Genomic DNA, 16,773 nt, shown 5'->3' on the forward strand with positions numbered 1-16,773 from the left:
GCGCCCCCCGCTCGGCGCGCCCCTCAATTCGGCACCAGCCCCTCGCCCAGCGACGCGTACCGCGCGAGACCCACGGCCGCCGCGGAGCCATCGCCGCGACGCCGCTCGATCTGCACGCCGACAGCCGCGAGGTCGGCGAACTTGGCCGGCTTCGCGAGCGACACGCGCACCCAGTGCGCGCCGAAGTCGGCGATCAGCAGTTGCGCGATCGTCTCGGCAAGCGCCTCCAGCAGCCTCACGCGATGCGACGCGAACAGCTCGAGCAGCGCCCCGCGCACGGCCGCGTAGTTGACCGTATCTTCGATCCGGTCCGTCGCGCAGGCGCGGATCGCTGGCACGCCGATAGCCAGGTTCACACGCACCGGTTGCGCAACATGCAACTCGCTGCTATCGATACCGATGACCGTCTGGCCGATGAAGTTCTCGATGAATACGATGTCGAGGCGCTCGGGCAACGCGCCGACCTGCGAGCCGGGATCGGCGCCGAGGCTGGAAAATGCGGCAAGGCGAACAGTATCGAAACGATCCATGATTTGATCTCCGCCGCGGCGCGGCCCAGGATTGAACAGCCAGTGATGACGAGCGAAACGATGCAACAGTAGAACAGTAGAACTGAACGACGCGCGGCACACTCTGTGCCGAAGCTGCGACAGGCATGCAATCTGCAACCCGTTTAACGCGTCGCTCATCGAGAAAAGCAAATTCCGGGCACAGTGAGGTAAACCCAGTGTGACTTTCTGTTGAACCAATCCTGCATCGGGCGTACAGTTTTAAACACCCGCCTCGTAGTAGGGCCGGTCGCGAGGGCGCAGGCGAACCGAGATTCCGCCGCACCAAGGGCAGGCAGGCTTGATAAAGCGGCATTCGCGGCGTGCGAAGCAGTCACGCTTCCGAAATGACGCAACGGAGACAAATCCCATGTCGTTGCTCGCTGACAGCAGTACGCACGTCCGGGAAGTTCTGAACGTGGTTAACCATCAGTTGACCACGCGCCCGACAAGCGAACCCGTAGCTCAGTCGTGGACGCGCTGCATCAACGAATTCCAGTTGGACCCCGCGCGTTTCGTGCCGCCGCCGGTGCTCACCGAGTACGAACTCAGCGCGCGCCGTGAGGCGCTCGGCGATCTGATCGCGTGTTCGAAGCTCGAGATGACGACGCTCTACCAGCAACTGGCCGATCCCGAGCTCGCGGTCGTGCTCGTCGATTCTGGCGGCGTGATCGTGCATCAGGTGTCGTCCGTGCCGTTCGCCGAGGCGGTCGCCGTCGACGGCTTTCGCGTCGGCGCGCTGTGGAGCGAACGCGAAGCCGGCACCAACGGCATGGGCACCTGTCTCGCGGAGCGCGACTGCATTGCCGTCTGTCAGAACGAGCACTTCTATCCGCGCTATACGTCGCTGACGTGCTCGGCTGCGCCGATCTTCGACGATGGCGGCGAAATCGCCGGCGTGCTCGACGTCACGAGCCGCTCGAAGCTGCTGCAGCAGCACTCGCTGGTGCTGGTCGGCATGTCGCGGCAGATGATCGAAAACCGTCTGCTCGATGCGCGTTACCGGCACGCCAACATGATCCATTTCCACAGCCGCCCGGAATTCGTCGGCACGCTGCACGGCGGCAAGCTCGCGGTCGGCGACGACAGCACCGTGCTCGCGGCGAATCGCAGCGCGCTGTTCCAGCTGGGCTTCCGCTCGCTGAGCGAGCTGCGCGGCCGGCGCATCGAGGAAGCATTCAACGCGTCGCTCGAAGACATGATCGCGCGCAGCATTCGCGGCTCGTTCCATCCGGTCACCGTCTACAGCGCGAACGCGACGAACCGCTTTTTCCTCGTCGCGCAGACGCCGCAGAACGCCGCGGGGCGCGTGACGCGCGTGCTCGTCCCCGACTCCGCCATGCGCGCCAACGCCGCCGAAAAACACGAGAAGCACGACAAACATCGGCCGGAGCCGAAGCTCGACGAGATCGCGCACCTCGAATTCGGCGACCCGCGCATGGCCTCGCAGATCCAGTTGGCCGCGCGCGTGATCCAGCGCAAGATTCCGATCGTGCTGCGCGGCCAGACCGGCACCGGCAAGGAAGTCTTCGCGCAGGCGTTGCATAGCATCAGCCCGCACGCCGCCGGTCTGTTCGTGCCGGTCAACTGCGCGTCGCTGCCGGAGAACCTGATCGAGAGCGAGCTGTTCGGCTATCGCGCGGGCGCATTTACCGGCGCGCAGCGCGAAGGACGGCGCGGCAAGATCGTGCAAGCCAACGGCGGCACGCTGTTTCTCGACGAGATCGGCGACATGCCGCTCGTGTTGCAGGCACGCCTGCTGCGCGTGATCGAGGAACACGAGGTCACGCCGCTCGGCGCCGAGACCACCGTCAAGGTCAATTTCCAGCTGATCAGCGCGAGCCACCGCAATCTGCTCGAACTCGTGCAAAGCGGGCAATTCCGCGAGGATCTGTACTACCGGCTCAAGGGCGTCGAGCTGAATCTGCCGGCGCTGCGCGAGCGCGTCGACAAGCTGCCGCTGATCCATCATCTGCTCGCGAATGAAACCGACGATCCGCCCGATCTGACGCCGGAAGCCGAACACGCGCTGCTGACCTACGCGTGGCCCGGCAACATCCGTCAGCTGCGTCACGTGTTGCAGATGGCCATCGCGCTGTCCGACGGCGAGCCGATCCGCTGCGAGCATCTGCCGCCCGAGGTCACGCAACGCACGTCGGCGGTCGACCTGCCGATCGCGCTGCGCCTCTCGAACGCGGACATGGACGGGCATCTCGCCGACGAAGCGGACATTTCTTCGCTGAACGCGATCCAGCTGAACGAGCGCGAAACGGTGCTGTCGCTGCTCGACGAGCACCGCTGGAACGTCAGCAACGTCGCGAAGGCGCTCGGCATCAGCCGCAATACGCTGTATCGCAAGATGCGCCGGCTGCACATCCGGCTGTCGCATGAAGGCTCGCCGGCCGACGGCATGCCGTTCGATCTCGACGCATGACGGGGTCGTCCCTCAGGTCCCCCAGCGAGACTGCTCGCAAGGGCGCCCGCGATCTCGCGGACTTCAAGCCGGATGCGCACTTCGCGTGGTGCGTGACCGGCTCCGGTCATATGCTGGAAGAATCGATCGCGCTCGCCCGGCGCTTGCCCCTCGTCGATCTGTTTCTGTCCGCGGCGGCCGAGGAAGTGCTGCCGCTCTATGGCTGGTCGCTCGACAAGCTGCGCGAACACTTTCGCGTACTGCGCGACAACAGCGCGAGCGGCGTGCCGGTCGGCATGCTGTATCACGGCGTCTATCACACGGTCGTGATCGCACCCGCCACCAGCAACACGGTCGCCAAATGTGCTTACGGCATCTCGGATACGCTGCCGACCAATATGTACGCGCAGGCCGGCAAGCAATGCATCCCCGGCATCGTCTTTGCGTGCGACACCGAACCGAGCGTGATCACGCATAGCCCGGACGAATGGGTCGAACTGCGGCCACGGGCGATCGAACTCGACAACGTCGAGCGTCTGGCGCGCTTCGAATACACGACGCTCGCGCGCTCGCTCGACGAACTCGAAGCGGCGCTCACCCAACGCCTCGCGACCCTCGACCTCGCATGGACCACCTCCTCTTCCTGACCGGCCGGCTTGCCGAACCGAGCCTGCGGCGCGTGCTCGACGGCATGGCGCCAACGCCGTTCAGTTGGGAGGTGCGCGAAATCGGCCTGCAAGTGGCCGGGTTGATGACCGCCGACCTGATCCAGCGCCGCGTGAGCGCGCCGCTCGCCGCGCAGCGCGTGATCGTGCCGGGCCGCTGCCGTGGCGATCTCGACGCGCTGAGCGCGCACTACGGCGTGCCGTTCGAACGCGGTCCCGAGGAGGTCAAGGACTTGCCGCAGTTTTTCGGCCGCAAGGCGAAGCCGTTCGATCTGAGCCGCTACGACACGGAGATTTTCGCGGAGATCGTCGATGCGCCGCGCCTCGACCTCGACGGCATCGCGGCAAGGGCGCGCGAGTATGCGGCCCAAGGCGCGGACGTGATCGACATCGGCTGTCTGCCGGACACGCCGTTTCCGCATCTCGAAGACGCGGTCCGGCGGCTGAAGGCCGAAGGCTATCGCGTCAGCGTCGATTCGATGCGCAACGACGAACTGCTGCGCGGCGGTCGCGCGGGCGCCGACTATCTGATGAGCCTGAACCTCGACACGCTATGGATCGCCGACGAAGTACCGTCGACGCCGATCCTCGTCGCGCGCGAACCGGCCGACCCCGCTTCGCTCGACGCCGCGATCGACGCGCTGTCCGCGCGCGGCCGCGCGTTTCTCGCCGATCCGATTCTCGATCCGATTCCGTTCGGGCTGGCCGCGTCGATTGCGCGCTATGTGCGTTTGCGCGAGCGCTATCCCGACATCGCGATCATGATGGGCATCGGCAACGTGACCGAACTGACCGAGGCCGACACGAGCGGCATCAACGCGGTGCTGCTCGGCATGGCGGCTGAATTGCGCGTTGGCGCGGTGCTGGCGACGTCGGTGAGCCAGCATGCGCGGCGCGCGTTGCGCGAAGCCGATGTCGCGCGCCGCGTGATGCATGCCGCGCGCGATGCGCAGGTGCTGCCGAAGGGCATCAGCACCGAACTCGCGACGGTCCACGCGAAACGGCCGTTTCCTTACAGCACCGAAGAAATCGACGAATTCGCGCGCGGCGTGCGTGACCCGAATTTCCGCGTGCAGATCAGCGCCGACGGCATTCACGTGTACAACCGCGACGGCCATCGTCGCGGCGACGATCCGTTCGCGCTGTACCCGCAGTTGAACCTCGAAACAGACGGCGGTCACGCGTTCTATATGGGCGTGCAGCTTGCGCGCGCCGAGATTGCATGGCGGCTCGGCAAGCGCTTCGATCAGGACCAGCCGCTCGACTGGGGCTGCGCGGTCGACCGGCCTGAAGAAGATCTCAGCGCATGGTGCGCGCCTGGCGAGACGATGAAAAAGCGCTGAAACAGCAGCGCCATCACTGCATGGCGGCCACCCCCGCGTGTTCGTCGACAGTAGCCAGTTCGCCGCGCATGCCGCGGATCGCCTGCGCGCGATCGCCCGCACCGAACACGGCCGACCCGGCAACGAACACGTCCGCGCCCGCCGTGGCGATACGCGCGATGTTCGAGGCCTTCACGCCGCCGTCCACTTCGATCAGCAAGGGCCGCCCGGTGCGCTGCATCGTCGTGTCGACGCGCTCGCGCAGCAGCCGCAGCTTGTCGAGCGTTTCGGCGATGAATGCCTGGCCGCCGAAGCCCGGATTCACCGACATCACCAGCACGACGTCGAGCATCTCCAGCACGTGATCGAGCGCCGCGAGCGGCGTGGCCGGATTCAGCGCCAGCCCCGCGCGCGCACCGTGCGAGCGGATCAGGTCGATGGTCCGATGCACGTGCAGCGTCGCCTCCGGATGAAAACTGATCAGGTTCGCGCCGGCCTCGGCAAACGCCGACACCAGCGGATCGACGGGCGCGGTCATCAGATGCACGTCGAACGGCAGCGTCGTGTACGGCCGGATCGCCGAGCACACGAGTGGGCCGACCGTCAGGTTCGGCACGTAGTGGTTGTCCATCACGTCCAGATGAACCCAGTCCGCGCCAGCCGCCGTCACGTCGCGAATCTCGTCGGCGAGCCGGGCAAAATCCGCCGACAGCAGCGACGGAGCAATCAGGAATTCGCGCATTGCGTTCTCCGTGGCAGTGGCGTTAGTGGTAGCGGCTCGCCATCGTATCGAGCGGCAGCGGCTTGATGCGCGCCGCCTGCCCCGCGCAGCCGAACGCCTCGAATCGCTCGACGCAGATCGCGCTCGCCGCGGCGGTGGCGGCCTTCAATGCCGCGCGCGGATCGAACTCCGCGCGGGCATGGGCAAGCGACTTGCGCATCGCGCCGCTCATCGCGAGACGGATGTCGGTGTCGATGTTGACCTTGCGAACGCCGTGCGCGATGCCGCGGCGGATTTCGTCGACGGGCACGCCGTAGGTGGTCGGAATCTCGCCGCCATATTCGCGGATCACCGCGAGCCATTCCTGCGGCACCGACGACGAACCGTGCATCACCAGATGCGTGTTCGGAATGCGCGCATGGATATCGGCGATCCGGTCGATCGCGAGGATGTCGCCGGTCGGCTCGCGGCTGAACTTGTACGCGCCGTGCGACGTGCCGATCGCGATCGCGAGCGCATCGACGCCGGTCGTGTCGACGAAGCGCCGCGCTTCATCCGGATCGGTCAGCAGGTGCTCGCGTGTGAGCTTGCCTTGTGCGCCGACGCCGTCCTCTTCGCCTGCCGTGCCGGTTTCGAGCGAACCGAGACAGCCCAGTTCGCCTTCCACCGACACACCGACCGCATGCGCGGCGTCCACCACGCGCCGGCTCACGTCGACGTTGTAGTCGTATGCGGCCGGGGTTTTCTGATCCGGCAGCAGCGAGCCGTCCATCATCACCGACGTGAAGCCCGAGCGGATCGCCTGCTGACACACCGCGGGGCTCGCGCCGTGATCCTGATGCAGCACGAGCGGAATGTCCGGGTGCGCTTCGAGCGCGGCGAGCACCAGATGGCGCAGATACGGCTCGCCGGCGTACTTGCGCGCACCGGCCGACGCCTGCAGGATCACCGGGCTATCGGTGGCCTCGGCCGCGCGCATGATCGCGTGAATCTGCTCCATGTTGTTGACGTTGAACGCGGGCACGCCGTAGTCATGTTCGGCCGCGTGATCCAGCAGTTGCCGCAGGGTGATGAAGGCCATTGCGTGCTCCTCGATATGAAATGAAATCTTGGCGAGCGGCGGGCTCAACGCGCGCGGTCCGCGACGCGCCGCGCTTCGTCGATCACCGCCTGCGCGTTCAGCCCGAAATGCTCGAACAACGCGGCGGCCGGAGCCGATTCGCCGAACGTATCGATGCCGACCACGCCACCGTCGAGCCCGACGTATTGCCGCCAGAACGCGCGCACGCCCGCCTCGATCGCGACACGCGGCACGCCCGGCGGCAGCACGACGTCGCGCCAGGCGCGCGGTTGCCGGTCGAACGCGGTGGTCGATGGCATCGATACGACGCGCGCGGCAATACCGGCGACCGCGAGCGGCGCGATCGCATCGAGTGCGAGGGAAACTTCCGAGCCGGTGGCGATCAGAACGATGCGCGCCGGTGGCTCTTGCCCTTCTTCGGCGGGCCAATCGCGCAACACGTACCCGCCGCGCGCAATCGCGGCGACCTGTTCGGCGGAGCGCGTCACGAAGCGCAGGTTCTGCCGGCTCAGCAACAGACACGACGGCCCGTCCCTTTCCACCGCGCCGACCCACGCCTGCGCGGTCTCGACGGTGTCGCACGGACGCCAGACGTCGAGCCCCGGAATCAGCCTGAGGCTCGCCGCGTGTTCGACCGCCTGATGTGTGGGTCCGTCTTCGCCGAGTCCGATCGAGTCGTGCGTGAACACGAAGATCGAGCGCGTCTTCATCAGCGCGGCCATACGCAACGCGTTGCGCGCATAGTCGGAGAACGTCAGGAAGGTGCCGCCGAACGGCAGGTAGCCGCGATGCAGCGCGATGCCGTTCATCACCGCGCTCATGCCGAACTCGCGCACGCCGTAGTGCACGTAGTTGCCGCCGCGCAGACCGTTTTCGTCACAGCGGACATCGACGGCGCCCGGCCAGTCCGTCAGGTTCGAACCGGTCAGATCGGCCGAGCCGCCGAGCAGCTCCGGCAGGCAGCGCGCGAGCGCGGCGATCGCCTTTTGCGAAGCCTTGCGCGTCGCGATCGATTCGGCCGCGCCATCCGCATCGCGCAGCAGCGCGCGAACCGTGTCGTGCCAATGCGCGGGCAAGCTGCCATCCATACGTCGTTCGAATTCGGCGGCTTCCATCGGATAGTGCCGGCGATACGCGTCGAAACGCGCGCGCCACCCGGCTTCAGCGGCGGCACCGCGCTCGCTCGCGTCGAAGTTCGCGCGAATCTCGCCGGGAATCTCGAACGGCGGATGCGGCCAGCCGAGCGCGCGGCGAGTGCGTTGCACCTCGTCGGCGCCGAGCGGCGCGCCGTGTACATCGTGCGTGCCGGCCTTCGACGGCGCGCCCTGGCCGATCACCGTGCGGCAACAGATCAGCGTCGGCCGGCCGGTGGCGCGCGCCGCGTGCAACGCGCGATCCACTGCATCGACGTCGTGGCCGTCCACCTCGCGCACCACGTGCCAGCCATAGGACGCGAAGCGCGCGGGCGTGTCGTCGCCGAACCATTGCGCGACGTGGCCGTCGATCGAGATGCCGTTGTCGTCGTAGAGCACCGTCAGCTTGTCGAGCTTCAGCGTGCCCGCGAGCGACGCCGCTTCGTGCGAGATGCCCTCCATCAGGCAGCCGTCGCCGACGAACACGTAGGTGCGATGATCGACGATCCTATGCCCGGGCCGGTTGAACTCGCGCGCGAGCAAGGCCTCCGCGAGCGCCATGCCGACGCCGTTCGCGAGCCCCTGGCCGAGCGGCCCGGTGGTCGTCTCGACGCCTGGTGTCACGCCCACTTCGGGATGCCCCGGCGTTTTGCCGTGCAACTGGCGAAAACGCTTCAATTCGTCGATCGGCAGGTCATAGCCCGTCAGATGCAGCAGTCCATAGAGCAGCATCGAACCATGCCCGTTCGACAAAACGAACCGATCGCGGTCGGGCCAGGCTGGATTGCGTGGGTTGTGCTTCAGATGCCGGTCCCACAATGCGACCGCGATCTCGGCCATGCCGAGCGGCATGCCAGGATGTCCCGACTTCGCGGCTTCCACCGCATCGATCGCGAGCATGCGCAGCGCGTCGGCCATCGAGCGCGTGGCGGGTGCGTCAAGCGGTTGCGCGACTGCACTCATCGAATCTCTCCTTGCGAAATGAACCTCGGTATCCGTCTGGTACCGCTCAGGCGCGCGAGCGTCGGTCGATCAGTTGCAGGATCATCGGCGTGAAGATCAGTTGCATCGCGAGTCCCATCTTGCCGCCAGGCACGACGATCACGTTCGGGCGCGACATGAACGAGTCGTGCAGCATCGTCAGCAGATACTGGAAGTCGATACCCTTCGGCCGCGCGAAGCGGATCACGACGAAGCTCTCGTCCGGTTGCGGAATCTCGCGGGCGGTAAAGGGATTCGACGTGTCCACGGTCGGCACGCGCTGGAAGTTCACATGCGTGCGCGAGAACTGCGGGCAGATGTAGTTCACGTAGTCGGGCATGCGCCGCAAGATCGTGTCGACCACCGCTTCGTGCGTGTAGCCGCGCATCGTCTGATCGCGGTGCAGCTTCTGGATCCATTCGAGGTTGATGATCGGCACGACGCCGATCAGCAGATCCGCATGCCGCGCGATATCGACCTTGTCGGTCACCGCCGCGCCATGCAGCCCTTCGTAGAACATCAGGTCGGTATTGGGCGCGACCTCCTCCCACGGCGTGAAGGTGCCGCCGTCCTGCTTGTACAGTTGCGCTTCGCCCGCGTCGTGCACGTAGTGGCGAAGCTGCCCGCTGCCGTTTTCGCCGTAGCGCGTGAACAGCGTTTCGAGCTCTTCGAGCAGATTCGCTTCCGGCCCGAAGTGGCTGAAGTTCGGCACACCGTCGCGTTCGCGCTCCTGCATCGCCGCGCGCATGCCGTTGCGGTCGTAGCGATGGAACGCGTCGCCTTCGACGATCTGCGCATTGATGTGCTCGCGTCTGAAGATATGCGTGAAGCTCTTCATGACGGTGGTGGTGCCGGCGCCGCTCGAGCCGGTCACCGCGATGATCGGATGTTTGACTGACATGCGTTTGTCTCCGGATGACTGTGTTCTGTGCGCTGAGCGCGCCGTCAGTCGCTGATCACGCCGTGAAATCCGGCAGGAACAACGAGCGCGTGCCGAACAGCGGCGACGTGAACGGCTTGTCCTCGCCACGGTCGTATTCGCCGTGATAGCGCGCAATGCGCTCGACCTCGTTCTTCGAGCCGAGAATCACCGGCACGCGGCCATGCAGCGCGCGCGGCGCGACGTCGAGAATGCGTTCCCGGCCGGTCATCGCGAGGCCGCCCGCCTGCTCGACCAGGAAGCTCATCGGGTTCGCTTCGTAGAGCAGGCGCAGGCGCCCTTCCATCGCCGGTGTTTTCGAGTCGCGCGGATACATGAACACGCCGCCGCGCATCAGGATGCGATGCACTTCCGCGACCATCGACGCGATCCAGCGCATGTTGAAGTCGCGCGCGCGGCAACCGCTGCGGCCGTCCTTGCACTCCTGCACGTAGCGGCGCACGGGCGGCTCCCAGAAGCGCTCGTTCGATGCGTTGATCGCGAACTCGCCGGTTTCCTCCGGAATCCGGATGTTCGAATGCGTGAGCACGAAGTTGCCGATGTCGCGCTCCAGAGTGAAGCCATGCGTGCCATTGCCGACCGACAGCACCAGCATCGTCGACGGTCCATACACGGCATAGCCGGCCGCGACCTGTTCGCAGCCCGGCCGCAAGAACGCGGCTTCGCTGGTTGCATCCTCTGCCGGGTCGCGCGTGCGCAGCACCGAGAAGATCGAGCCGACCACGCCGTTGATGTCGATATTCGACGAGCCGTCGAGCGGATCGAACGCGAGCAGATATTCGCCGCGCGGATAGTCCGGCGGAATCGCGTAGACGTGCTCCATTTCCTCGGACACCATCGCGGCCAGCAAGCCGTCCCACTCGCATTGCTGCACGAAGATCTCGTTGGTCGAGACATCGAGCTTCTTCTGTTGCTCGCCGTGCGTGTTGAGCGTTTGCGCGGAACCGTAGTTGCCGCCTAGCGCGCCCTTGGTCAGCATCGCAGAGATCGACTTGATGGCCGCCGCTACGTCGATCAGCAGCGCGGAGAGTCCTGCAGTGTCGCGCGTGTCGTCCGTACACGGCGGGCGATCGAGCGTGTCGATCAGGAACTTCGAAAGTGTCGTGCGTCCGTCCTGCATGGCGTTCTCCGTCGATGGTGTCGTGATTCAGCCCGGCGGCGCCGTGACGGCGCGCGCGGTGGAAGGCGATTGCGAGGACTGCGGCGGCGCGTCGAACACGCGGCTCGCGCGCACGTCGGCGGCATCGATCAGCGTCAGCGTGGCGGCGTCGATCGGCTCGCCGCCCTGCAAGGCGCTCGCGAACAGGCGGTTCGCCTGGCGCAGCCGCGCGCGGTCGAGGGCGTTGCGCACCGAGCGCGCGTTGGCGAAATTCGGTTGACGGATGCGGCGCGCCAGATAGTCGGCGAACGCGCGGCGCGACGCGGCATCGAAGCGGTAATGCATGGCGCCGAGCATCCGTTCGGCGATTTCGAGCAACTCCGTTTCCTCGTAATCGGGAAACGTAATGTGATGCGCGATGCGCGAGCGGAAACCCGGATTGCTCTCGAAGAACACTTCCATTCGCGACGCGTAGCCGGCCAGAATCACGACCAGGTCGCTGCGCTGGTTCTCCATCGTCTGCAACAGAATTTCGATCGCTTCCTGCCCGTAGTCGCGCTCGTTCTCCGGGCGATACAGGTAATACGCTTCGTCGATGAACAGCACGCCGCCCATCGCGCGCTTGAGCACGTCGCGCGTTTTCGGCGCTGTGTGGCCGATGTACTGGCCGACCAGATCGTCGCGTGTGACCGACACCAGATGATTGCGGCGAATGTAGCCGAGCCGGTGCAACACTTCCGCCATGCGCAGCGCAACCGTCGTCTTGCCGGTGCCGGGGTTGCCGGAGAAGCACATATGCAAGGTCGGCGCGCCGCCCGCGAGACCCAGCGAAGCCCGCGCGCGCTCGACCAGCAGATGCGCGGCGACTTCGCGAATGCGCGTTTTCACGGGCGCGAGCCCGACCAGATCGCGATCGAGTTCGCCGAGCACGTCGCCGATGCCCGAGTCGCGGTACAGCGCCGCGAGGTCGATGTGGGGCGCGGCGGCGTCGCTGTGCGCGGTGGACGCGGAGCGTGCGTCCACGGTGGCGGCGTCTGTCATGGTTCCTCCTAGCTGCGGGTGGGGTCGTGCGACCTGTCATAGGCATCAGCCCGCCGCGCCGTAACGCTCGCCCGCTGGCCGGTCAGCCGCGTAGCCCGTCATGCTGTAGCGCTGCGTGCGCCCCTGCGCGTCCTGCCGCAACAGCCGGAAGCCCGGCTCCACGTCCGGCCGGTTGACGATGAACGACAGGCGCATCGTCTCGAAGGTGCGCACCGAGTCGAACGCGTTGACCTTGATGTAGTGCTGCGGCCGCGCCTCGCGGCAAGCCCTGACCTCCTGCAACACGCCGGCCGCGTCGTGCAGGTCGAACATCGGCAGACCCCACATTTCCCAGTAGGTGTTGCGCGGATGCGGGTCGTCGGTGAATTCGACCGAACAGGCCCAGCCCTGGCGCAGCGCGTAGTCGATTTGCAGACCGATTTCCTCGTCGGTCAGCTCGGGCAGAAAAGAAAACGTTCCTTGAGTAATACGCATGACGAACCTCGTGGATGGATGTCGCGTTCGGAGCGGCGTCAACGGTGCCCCGCGCGGTGCCGTTGCACCGCGTTGCGGATGCGCTAGTGAGGCGCTCGCGGGAAAAGCTCGGCGTGGCTAGGCCGCCGTCGGCGTGGCGGCGAAATCGGGCGTATCGGTCGATGCGTAGTTGAAGGTCACGTCGCGCCACGTATCGAGCGCCTGCTTGAGCGGCGTGCACCAGCGCGCGGCGGCTTCGAGCACGTCGGGCCCTTCGCGCAGAATGTCGCGGCCCTCGTTGCGCGCCTTCACCATCGCTTCGAGTGCGACGCGGTTCGCGGTCGCGCCGGCCTGGATGCCGGCCGGATGGCCGATCGTGCCACCGCCGAACTGCAGGATCGCGTCGTCGCCGAACAGGTCGAGCAGCTGATGCATCTGCCCCGCGTGAATCCCGCCCGAGGCGACCGGCATCACCTTGCGCAAGCCGGCCCACGGCTGATCGAAGAAAATGCCGCGCGACAGATCGACCGCGTTGTGCGCGTCGCGGCACACGTTGTAGTAGCCCTGCACCGACAGCGGATCGCCTTCGAGCTTGCCGACCGCGGTGCCCGCATGCGCGTGATCGACGCCCGCCATGCGCAGCCATTTGGCGATCACGCGAAACGAGATGCCGTGGTTGCGTTGCCGCGTGTAGGTGCCATGCCCCGCGCGATGCAGATGCAGGATCATGTCGTGCCTGCGGGCCCAGCGCGACATCGACTGGATCGCGGTCCAGCCGATCACGAGGTCGATCATCACGATGCACGAGCCGAGCTCCTTCGCGAATTCGGCGCGCTCGTACATGTCCTCCATGGTGCCGGCCGTCACGTTCAGGTAGTGCCCTTTGAGCTCGCCGGTTTCGGCCTGGGCGCGGTTCACCGCGTCCATCGCGAACAGGAAGCGGTCGCGCCAATGCATGAACGCCTGCGAGTTGATGTTCTCGTCGTCCTTCAGGAAATCGAGGCCGCCGCGCAGGCCTTCGTAGACCACCCGTCCATAGTTTTTGCCCGACAGACCGAGCTTCGGCTTCACCGTCGCGCCGAGCAGCGGCCGACCATACTTGTCGAGCCGTTCGCGCTCGACGACGATGCCGGTCGGCGGCCCCTGAAACGTCTTCAGATACGCGACGGGAATGCGCATGTCTTCGAGCCGCAATGCCTTCAGCGGCTTGAAGCCGAACACGTTGCCGATGATCGACGCGGTCAGGTTCGCGACCGAGCCCTCTTCGAACAGATCGAGTTCATAAGCGATATACGCGAAGTATTGCGGCTCGTCGGCGCGAGACACCGGCACCGGCTCGACGCGATACGCTTTCGCGCGATACATGTCGCAGGCGGTCAGGCGGTCGGTCCACACCACCGTCCACGTCGCGGTCGAGGATTCGCCGGCCACCGCGGCCGCTGCTTCCTCGGGTTCGACACCGGGTTGCGGCGTGATGCGAAACAGCGCGATCACGTCGGTGTCTTTCGGTTCGTAGTCCGGTTGCCAGTACCCCATCTCGCGGTATTTCATCACGCCCGCCGCGTACCGTTCGCGCGGATTGTGCGGATCGCGCGCTTGAGATTCGGGCTGGATCGGCGGTTGACTGAAATCGTTCATGACGTGTCCTCGAAGGTGGCAAGCGCACTGCCAGAAGAACGAAGCGCTTGAGTTGCACTGTAGGCACGGACACGCCCAAGGTGAATTCACGATTTTATTTGGCAGACTTAACGGATCGGTTATCGCTATCACATCGTGAGGTTCTTTTTCGAGCCATGCGACGCGAATGGGAGCAGAATGTGTTGGTGAGCGAGGCGCGTGCAGCGTGACAGCGCAATCGAATTAGCGAATCGCGATGGCACACTTTGCTTCGTTTTCGCCACACCGCGCGGCTCTTTGCGTCTGGCAACCCGTGCGAGCGCCACGGCGTGGCGCAATTCGCCGGGTGCTGTATTGGCCGTCGAATGCACGCACGCCTGGCCGGCCGGTACGCGCGTGGGCACGGAGCTTGCGTCATGCCGGCTGCCGTCGACACCGGGCATCACGCCGGGCCGGCGGCGCAACGCTGTTCCACCCGCTGTTTCAATCGAAGGAGGAAGCACGTATGCAATGGACGACTCCGAGCTACACCGACGTACGCCTCGGGTTTGAAATCGTGATGTATGTCGCTACGCGTTAAGCCCGCAACCGGGCCGCACGCCGCGGCCCCTTTGCGGTTCCCGTTTGTGTTTGACTTCTGCTGACGGCCGGCCTTCCGGCGCTGTCGGGACACACGTTCCCAGCCATGATCCACGAAACGATCGTCACCACGGCAGCGTGCGATGGCCGTCCCCATATCGCGCCAATGGGCGCGCGCTACGAGGGTGAGCGCATCATCCTTGCGCCGTTCCGTCCGTCGGTCACGCTCGACAACGTGATCGCGACGCGCGCGGCCGTGCTGAATTTCACCACCGACGTGCGTATCTTCGCCGGCTGCGTCACGCACTGCGCGACCGATTGGCCGACCGTGGCTGCGAGCCGCGTGCCGAGCGTACGTCTGGCCGAGTCGCTGGCCCACGCCGAGCTCGAACTCGACGAGCTGCGCGACGACGCGGAGCGCCCGGTGCTGGTGATGAAATGCGTGCACCGTGAAAACCACGCGCCGTTCGCGGGCTTCAATCGCGCGCAGTCGGCGGTCGTGGAAGGCGCGATTCTGGTGAGCCGGCTCTTCATGCTGCCGGCCGACAAGGTCGATCGGGAAATGGCGTATCTGCAGATCGCGATCGACAAAACCGCCGGCGACAACGAGCGCACCGCATGGAGCTGGCTCGTCGCCGCGATCGCGCGATATCGCGCGAGCCTCGAAGACGCGGCGCATCAGGCCGCCGCTTCGGCCCATCACTGAAAACCCTTTCTTCCGCGGAGAACCCCGATGACCGCATTGCTCGCGAGCGTCCGCTCGGCTGACGAAGCATTCGACGCCGCCCGCGCCGGCGCCGAGCTGATCGACCTGAAAGAGCCGGACGACGGCGCGCTCGGCGGCCTGTCGATCGGCGCCATCACGAACATCGCGCAACAACTTCGCGCGCGCTACCCGGTCAAGCCGATCAGCGCGGCAATCGGCGACGTGCCGGCCGATGCGTTCGACGAGATCGCCGCGCGCGTGATCGACGTCAGCGATGCCGGCGTCGACTATGTGAAGGTCGGCGTCGCGCGCGGACCGGCCGCGCGCCGCTGCATCGAGCAGCTCGCGAATCTGCCGGCTAGCGTCGTGCCGGTGCTGCTATGCGACGGCGGCATGGACGACGAACTGGTCAGCCACACTGCGGCGCTCGGCTTCGCCGGGCTGATGTTCGATACCGCGAGCAAGGACGGCGGCACGCTGTTCGATCACGTCGATGTCGACTCGCTCGCGCGCTGGTTGCGGCTCGCGCGTCAGCGCGGCGCGATGGCGGGCATCGCCGGTGCGCTCGGCTGGGCGCAACTGCCGCAGATCCGCGCGCTGGCGCCCGACGTGGCCGGTTTTCGCACCGCGCTGTGCGCCGACGGGCGCCGCTCGCGGCTCGACCCCGAGCGCGTCGCGCAATGGGCGAGCGCGTTGCACCGGCCGGCTGGAGAGATTCGCGTCGATGGCGGCGCGCCGTTGCCGGGCACGACCGACGCGACGCGGCTGTAGCAGCCGCTCACATCACCGGAATATTCAGCAAACGGTCGCGCATCAGCGCGACGTTGCTCTTGTCGAGCAATTCGACCACATAGTTCGCATCGTTCACGTAGTCGACGAACTTGCGGTCGATCACCCCCGACGCGGCCAGCGTTTCGAGCGGATCGTCGACGGCGATCGGACAGGATTTGACGACGACCAGCCGCTCCGCGTTGAGCATCGTCGATAGCCAGGCGGCGAGGCTGTCCGAGGTCGTGTCCCAGTTGCTCATCGCGTCGGGCGTGTCGCGCATCAGCGCGGTCGGCGCCCACACGGCGACGTGACCGTCACGCAGGGTGCGGCGAATCTTCGCCTCGCTCGACGCGATCACCAGTTCGGGCGAAACGCCCTGCATCAGCAGCGCATATTGCGTCATCGCGAGCAGACACATGTTGTGCGCGGCCAGATCGTCGAAGTTCCACTCGCCCTGGTACTGGCGGACCTTGTCCGCGAAATCGCCGCCGCCGGGCACGATCACGACCCGTCCGCCGCCGACTTCGCATAGCTCACTGAGCCAGTGGCGCAGTGCCGGGTCGTGACTCAGGCTGCCTCCGATCTTGACCACCCACATGACTGTTGCCCTCGTGTCCAGTTGAGTGCCCGGCCGGGTCGCGTCGTTTCGCAACCTCGTTCATCACCGAACTTGTCCCGCTCGCCTTGTCGTGTCCACTGCCCC

General features: G+C 66.1%; 16 protein-coding genes. 6 read left to right on the plus strand and 10 right to left on the minus strand.

Features of this window, described 5'->3' with window-relative positions; genetic code table 11:
• Window positions 1–23: 23 nt before the first annotated feature.
• The gene (locus tag OKW44_RS09685) at window positions 24–530 is read right to left on the minus strand and encodes a dihydroneopterin aldolase (RefSeq protein WP_018424603.1); all 507 of its coding nucleotides are present in this window, start codon (window positions 528–530) and stop codon (window positions 24–26) included.
• Window positions 531–918: 388 nt separating this feature from the next.
• On the opposite strand from OKW44_RS09685, the gene OKW44_RS09690 reads away from it, so the two are divergent.
• Genes OKW44_RS09690 through OKW44_RS09700 form a run of 3 tightly spaced genes read left to right on the plus strand, consistent with a single transcriptional unit; the run spans window position 919 to window position 4,969 of the window.
• Complete coding sequence (locus tag OKW44_RS09690) at window positions 919–2,982, plus strand: sigma-54-dependent Fis family transcriptional regulator (RefSeq protein ID WP_018424602.1); 2,064 nt, start codon at window positions 919–921, stop codon at window positions 2,980–2,982.
• Window positions 2,979–3,608: a flavoprotein gene (locus tag OKW44_RS09695; protein ID WP_018424601.1), complete on the plus strand. Its 630-nt coding sequence runs from the start codon at window positions 2,979–2,981 to the stop codon at window positions 3,606–3,608. The genes OKW44_RS09690 and OKW44_RS09695 overlap by 4 nt, the downstream gene beginning before the upstream one ends.
• Window positions 3,587–4,969 carry a DUF6513 domain-containing protein gene (locus OKW44_RS09700; RefSeq protein ID WP_018424600.1) on the plus strand — a complete coding sequence of 461 codons (1,383 nt, stop codon included), beginning with the start codon at window positions 3,587–3,589 and terminating at the stop codon, window positions 4,967–4,969. The genes OKW44_RS09695 and OKW44_RS09700 overlap by 22 nt, the downstream gene beginning before the upstream one ends.
• 13 nt (window positions 4,970–4,982) lie before the next feature.
• On the opposite strand, the gene rpe is transcribed toward OKW44_RS09700, so the two are convergent.
• From rpe to OKW44_RS09740, 8 genes are all read right to left on the minus strand, one after another.
• A complete protein-coding gene (rpe, locus tag OKW44_RS09705; RefSeq protein WP_018424599.1) occupies window positions 4,983–5,690 on the minus strand; it encodes a ribulose-phosphate 3-epimerase in 708 nt (235 codons plus the stop codon).
• Between the two features lie 22 nt (window positions 5,691–5,712).
• On the minus strand, window positions 5,713–6,750 hold the full coding sequence (gene fba / locus OKW44_RS09710; protein ID WP_018424598.1) for a class II fructose-bisphosphate aldolase: 1,038 nt from the start codon (window positions 6,748–6,750) through the stop codon (window positions 5,713–5,715).
• Window positions 6,751–6,794: 44 nt separating this feature from the next.
• Window positions 6,795–8,846, minus strand: a complete 2,052-nt coding sequence (gene tkt, locus OKW44_RS09715) for a transketolase (RefSeq protein WP_018424597.1) — start codon at window positions 8,844–8,846, stop codon at window positions 6,795–6,797.
• Between the two features lie 46 nt (window positions 8,847–8,892).
• Window positions 8,893–9,765: a phosphoribulokinase gene (locus OKW44_RS09720; protein WP_018424596.1), complete on the minus strand. Its 873-nt coding sequence runs from the start codon at window positions 9,763–9,765 to the stop codon at window positions 8,893–8,895.
• Between the two features lie 55 nt (window positions 9,766–9,820).
• Window positions 9,821–10,924, minus strand: coding sequence for a class 1 fructose-bisphosphatase (locus OKW44_RS09725; protein ID WP_018424595.1), 1,104 nt, complete (start codon window positions 10,922–10,924; stop codon window positions 9,821–9,823).
• A gap of 27 nt (window positions 10,925–10,951) precedes the next feature.
• Window positions 10,952–11,944, minus strand: coding sequence for a CbbX protein (gene cbbX, locus OKW44_RS09730; protein ID WP_018424594.1), 993 nt, complete (start codon window positions 11,942–11,944; stop codon window positions 10,952–10,954).
• Window positions 11,945–11,989: 45 nt separating this feature from the next.
• A complete protein-coding gene (locus OKW44_RS09735; protein WP_018424593.1) occupies window positions 11,990–12,418 on the minus strand; it encodes a ribulose bisphosphate carboxylase small subunit in 429 nt (142 codons plus the stop codon).
• 117 nt (window positions 12,419–12,535) lie between these two features.
• On the minus strand, window positions 12,536–14,035 hold the full coding sequence (locus OKW44_RS09740) for a form I ribulose bisphosphate carboxylase large subunit (protein WP_018424592.1): 1,500 nt from the start codon (window positions 14,033–14,035) through the stop codon (window positions 12,536–12,538).
• 484 nt (window positions 14,036–14,519) lie between these two features.
• Here OKW44_RS09740 and pqqA point away from each other — a divergent pair, with 484 nt between their 5' ends.
• The 3 genes from pqqA to OKW44_RS09755 all read left to right on the plus strand — a co-directional run bounded on the left by pqqA (window position 14,520) and on the right by OKW44_RS09755 (window position 16,070).
• A complete protein-coding gene (gene pqqA / locus OKW44_RS09745; protein WP_113062024.1) occupies window positions 14,520–14,594 on the plus strand; it encodes a pyrroloquinoline quinone precursor peptide PqqA in 75 nt (24 codons plus the stop codon).
• Window positions 14,595–14,699: 105 nt separating this feature from the next.
• The gene (locus OKW44_RS09750; protein ID WP_018424590.1) at window positions 14,700–15,299 is read left to right on the plus strand and encodes a DUF447 domain-containing protein; all 600 of its coding nucleotides are present in this window, start codon (window positions 14,700–14,702) and stop codon (window positions 15,297–15,299) included.
• 27 nt (window positions 15,300–15,326) lie between these two features.
• Window positions 15,327–16,070, plus strand: a complete 744-nt coding sequence (locus tag OKW44_RS09755) for a (5-formylfuran-3-yl)methyl phosphate synthase (RefSeq protein WP_018424589.1) — start codon at window positions 15,327–15,329, stop codon at window positions 16,068–16,070.
• 7 nt (window positions 16,071–16,077) lie between these two features.
• Here the strand turns inward: OKW44_RS09755 and OKW44_RS09760 are convergent, their stop codons facing one another.
• Window positions 16,078–16,668 (minus strand): amino acid kinase family protein, encoded by a 591-nt coding sequence (locus tag OKW44_RS09760; protein ID WP_018424588.1) that lies wholly within the window; start codon window positions 16,666–16,668, stop codon window positions 16,078–16,080.
• Between the last annotated feature and the right edge of the window lie 105 nt (window positions 16,669–16,773).

The sequence above is a fragment of the Paraburkholderia lebeckiae genome, from assembly GCF_050436325.1.
Lineage (GTDB): Bacteria > Pseudomonadota > Gammaproteobacteria > Burkholderiales > Burkholderiaceae > Paraburkholderia > Paraburkholderia tuberum.

Coding starts and splice junctions, on each gene's coding strand:
- cbbX (WP_018424594.1), bottom strand. CDS start 11,944: ATGACAGACGCCGCCACCGTGGACGCACGCTCCGCGTCCACCGCGCAC.
- fba (WP_018424598.1), bottom strand. CDS start 6,750: ATGGCCTTCATCACCCTGCGGCAACTGCTGGATCACGCGGCCGAACAT.
- OKW44_RS09750 (WP_018424590.1), top strand. CDS start 14,700: ATGATCCACGAAACGATCGTCACCACGGCAGCGTGCGATGGCCGTCCC.
- OKW44_RS09760 (WP_018424588.1), bottom strand. CDS start 16,668: ATGTGGGTGGTCAAGATCGGAGGCAGCCTGAGTCACGACCCGGCACTG.
- OKW44_RS09735 (WP_018424593.1), bottom strand. CDS start 12,418: ATGCGTATTACTCAAGGAACGTTTTCTTTTCTGCCCGAGCTGACCGAC.
- OKW44_RS09725 (WP_018424595.1), bottom strand. CDS start 10,924: ATGCAGGACGGACGCACGACACTTTCGAAGTTCCTGATCGACACGCTC.
- OKW44_RS09685 (WP_018424603.1), bottom strand. CDS start 530: ATGGATCGTTTCGATACTGTTCGCCTTGCCGCATTTTCCAGCCTCGGC.
- OKW44_RS09755 (WP_018424589.1), top strand. CDS start 15,327: ATGACCGCATTGCTCGCGAGCGTCCGCTCGGCTGACGAAGCATTCGAC.
- tkt (WP_018424597.1), bottom strand. CDS start 8,846: ATGAGTGCAGTCGCGCAACCGCTTGACGCACCCGCCACGCGCTCGATG.
- OKW44_RS09740 (WP_018424592.1), bottom strand. CDS start 14,035: ATGAACGATTTCAGTCAACCGCCGATCCAGCCCGAATCTCAAGCGCGC.
- OKW44_RS09695 (WP_018424601.1), top strand. CDS start 2,979: ATGACGGGGTCGTCCCTCAGGTCCCCCAGCGAGACTGCTCGCAAGGGC.
- rpe (WP_018424599.1), bottom strand. CDS start 5,690: ATGCGCGAATTCCTGATTGCTCCGTCGCTGCTGTCGGCGGATTTTGCC.
- OKW44_RS09690 (WP_018424602.1), top strand. CDS start 919: ATGTCGTTGCTCGCTGACAGCAGTACGCACGTCCGGGAAGTTCTGAAC.
- OKW44_RS09700 (WP_018424600.1), top strand. CDS start 3,587: ATGGACCACCTCCTCTTCCTGACCGGCCGGCTTGCCGAACCGAGCCTG.
- OKW44_RS09720 (WP_018424596.1), bottom strand. CDS start 9,765: ATGTCAGTCAAACATCCGATCATCGCGGTGACCGGCTCGAGCGGCGCC.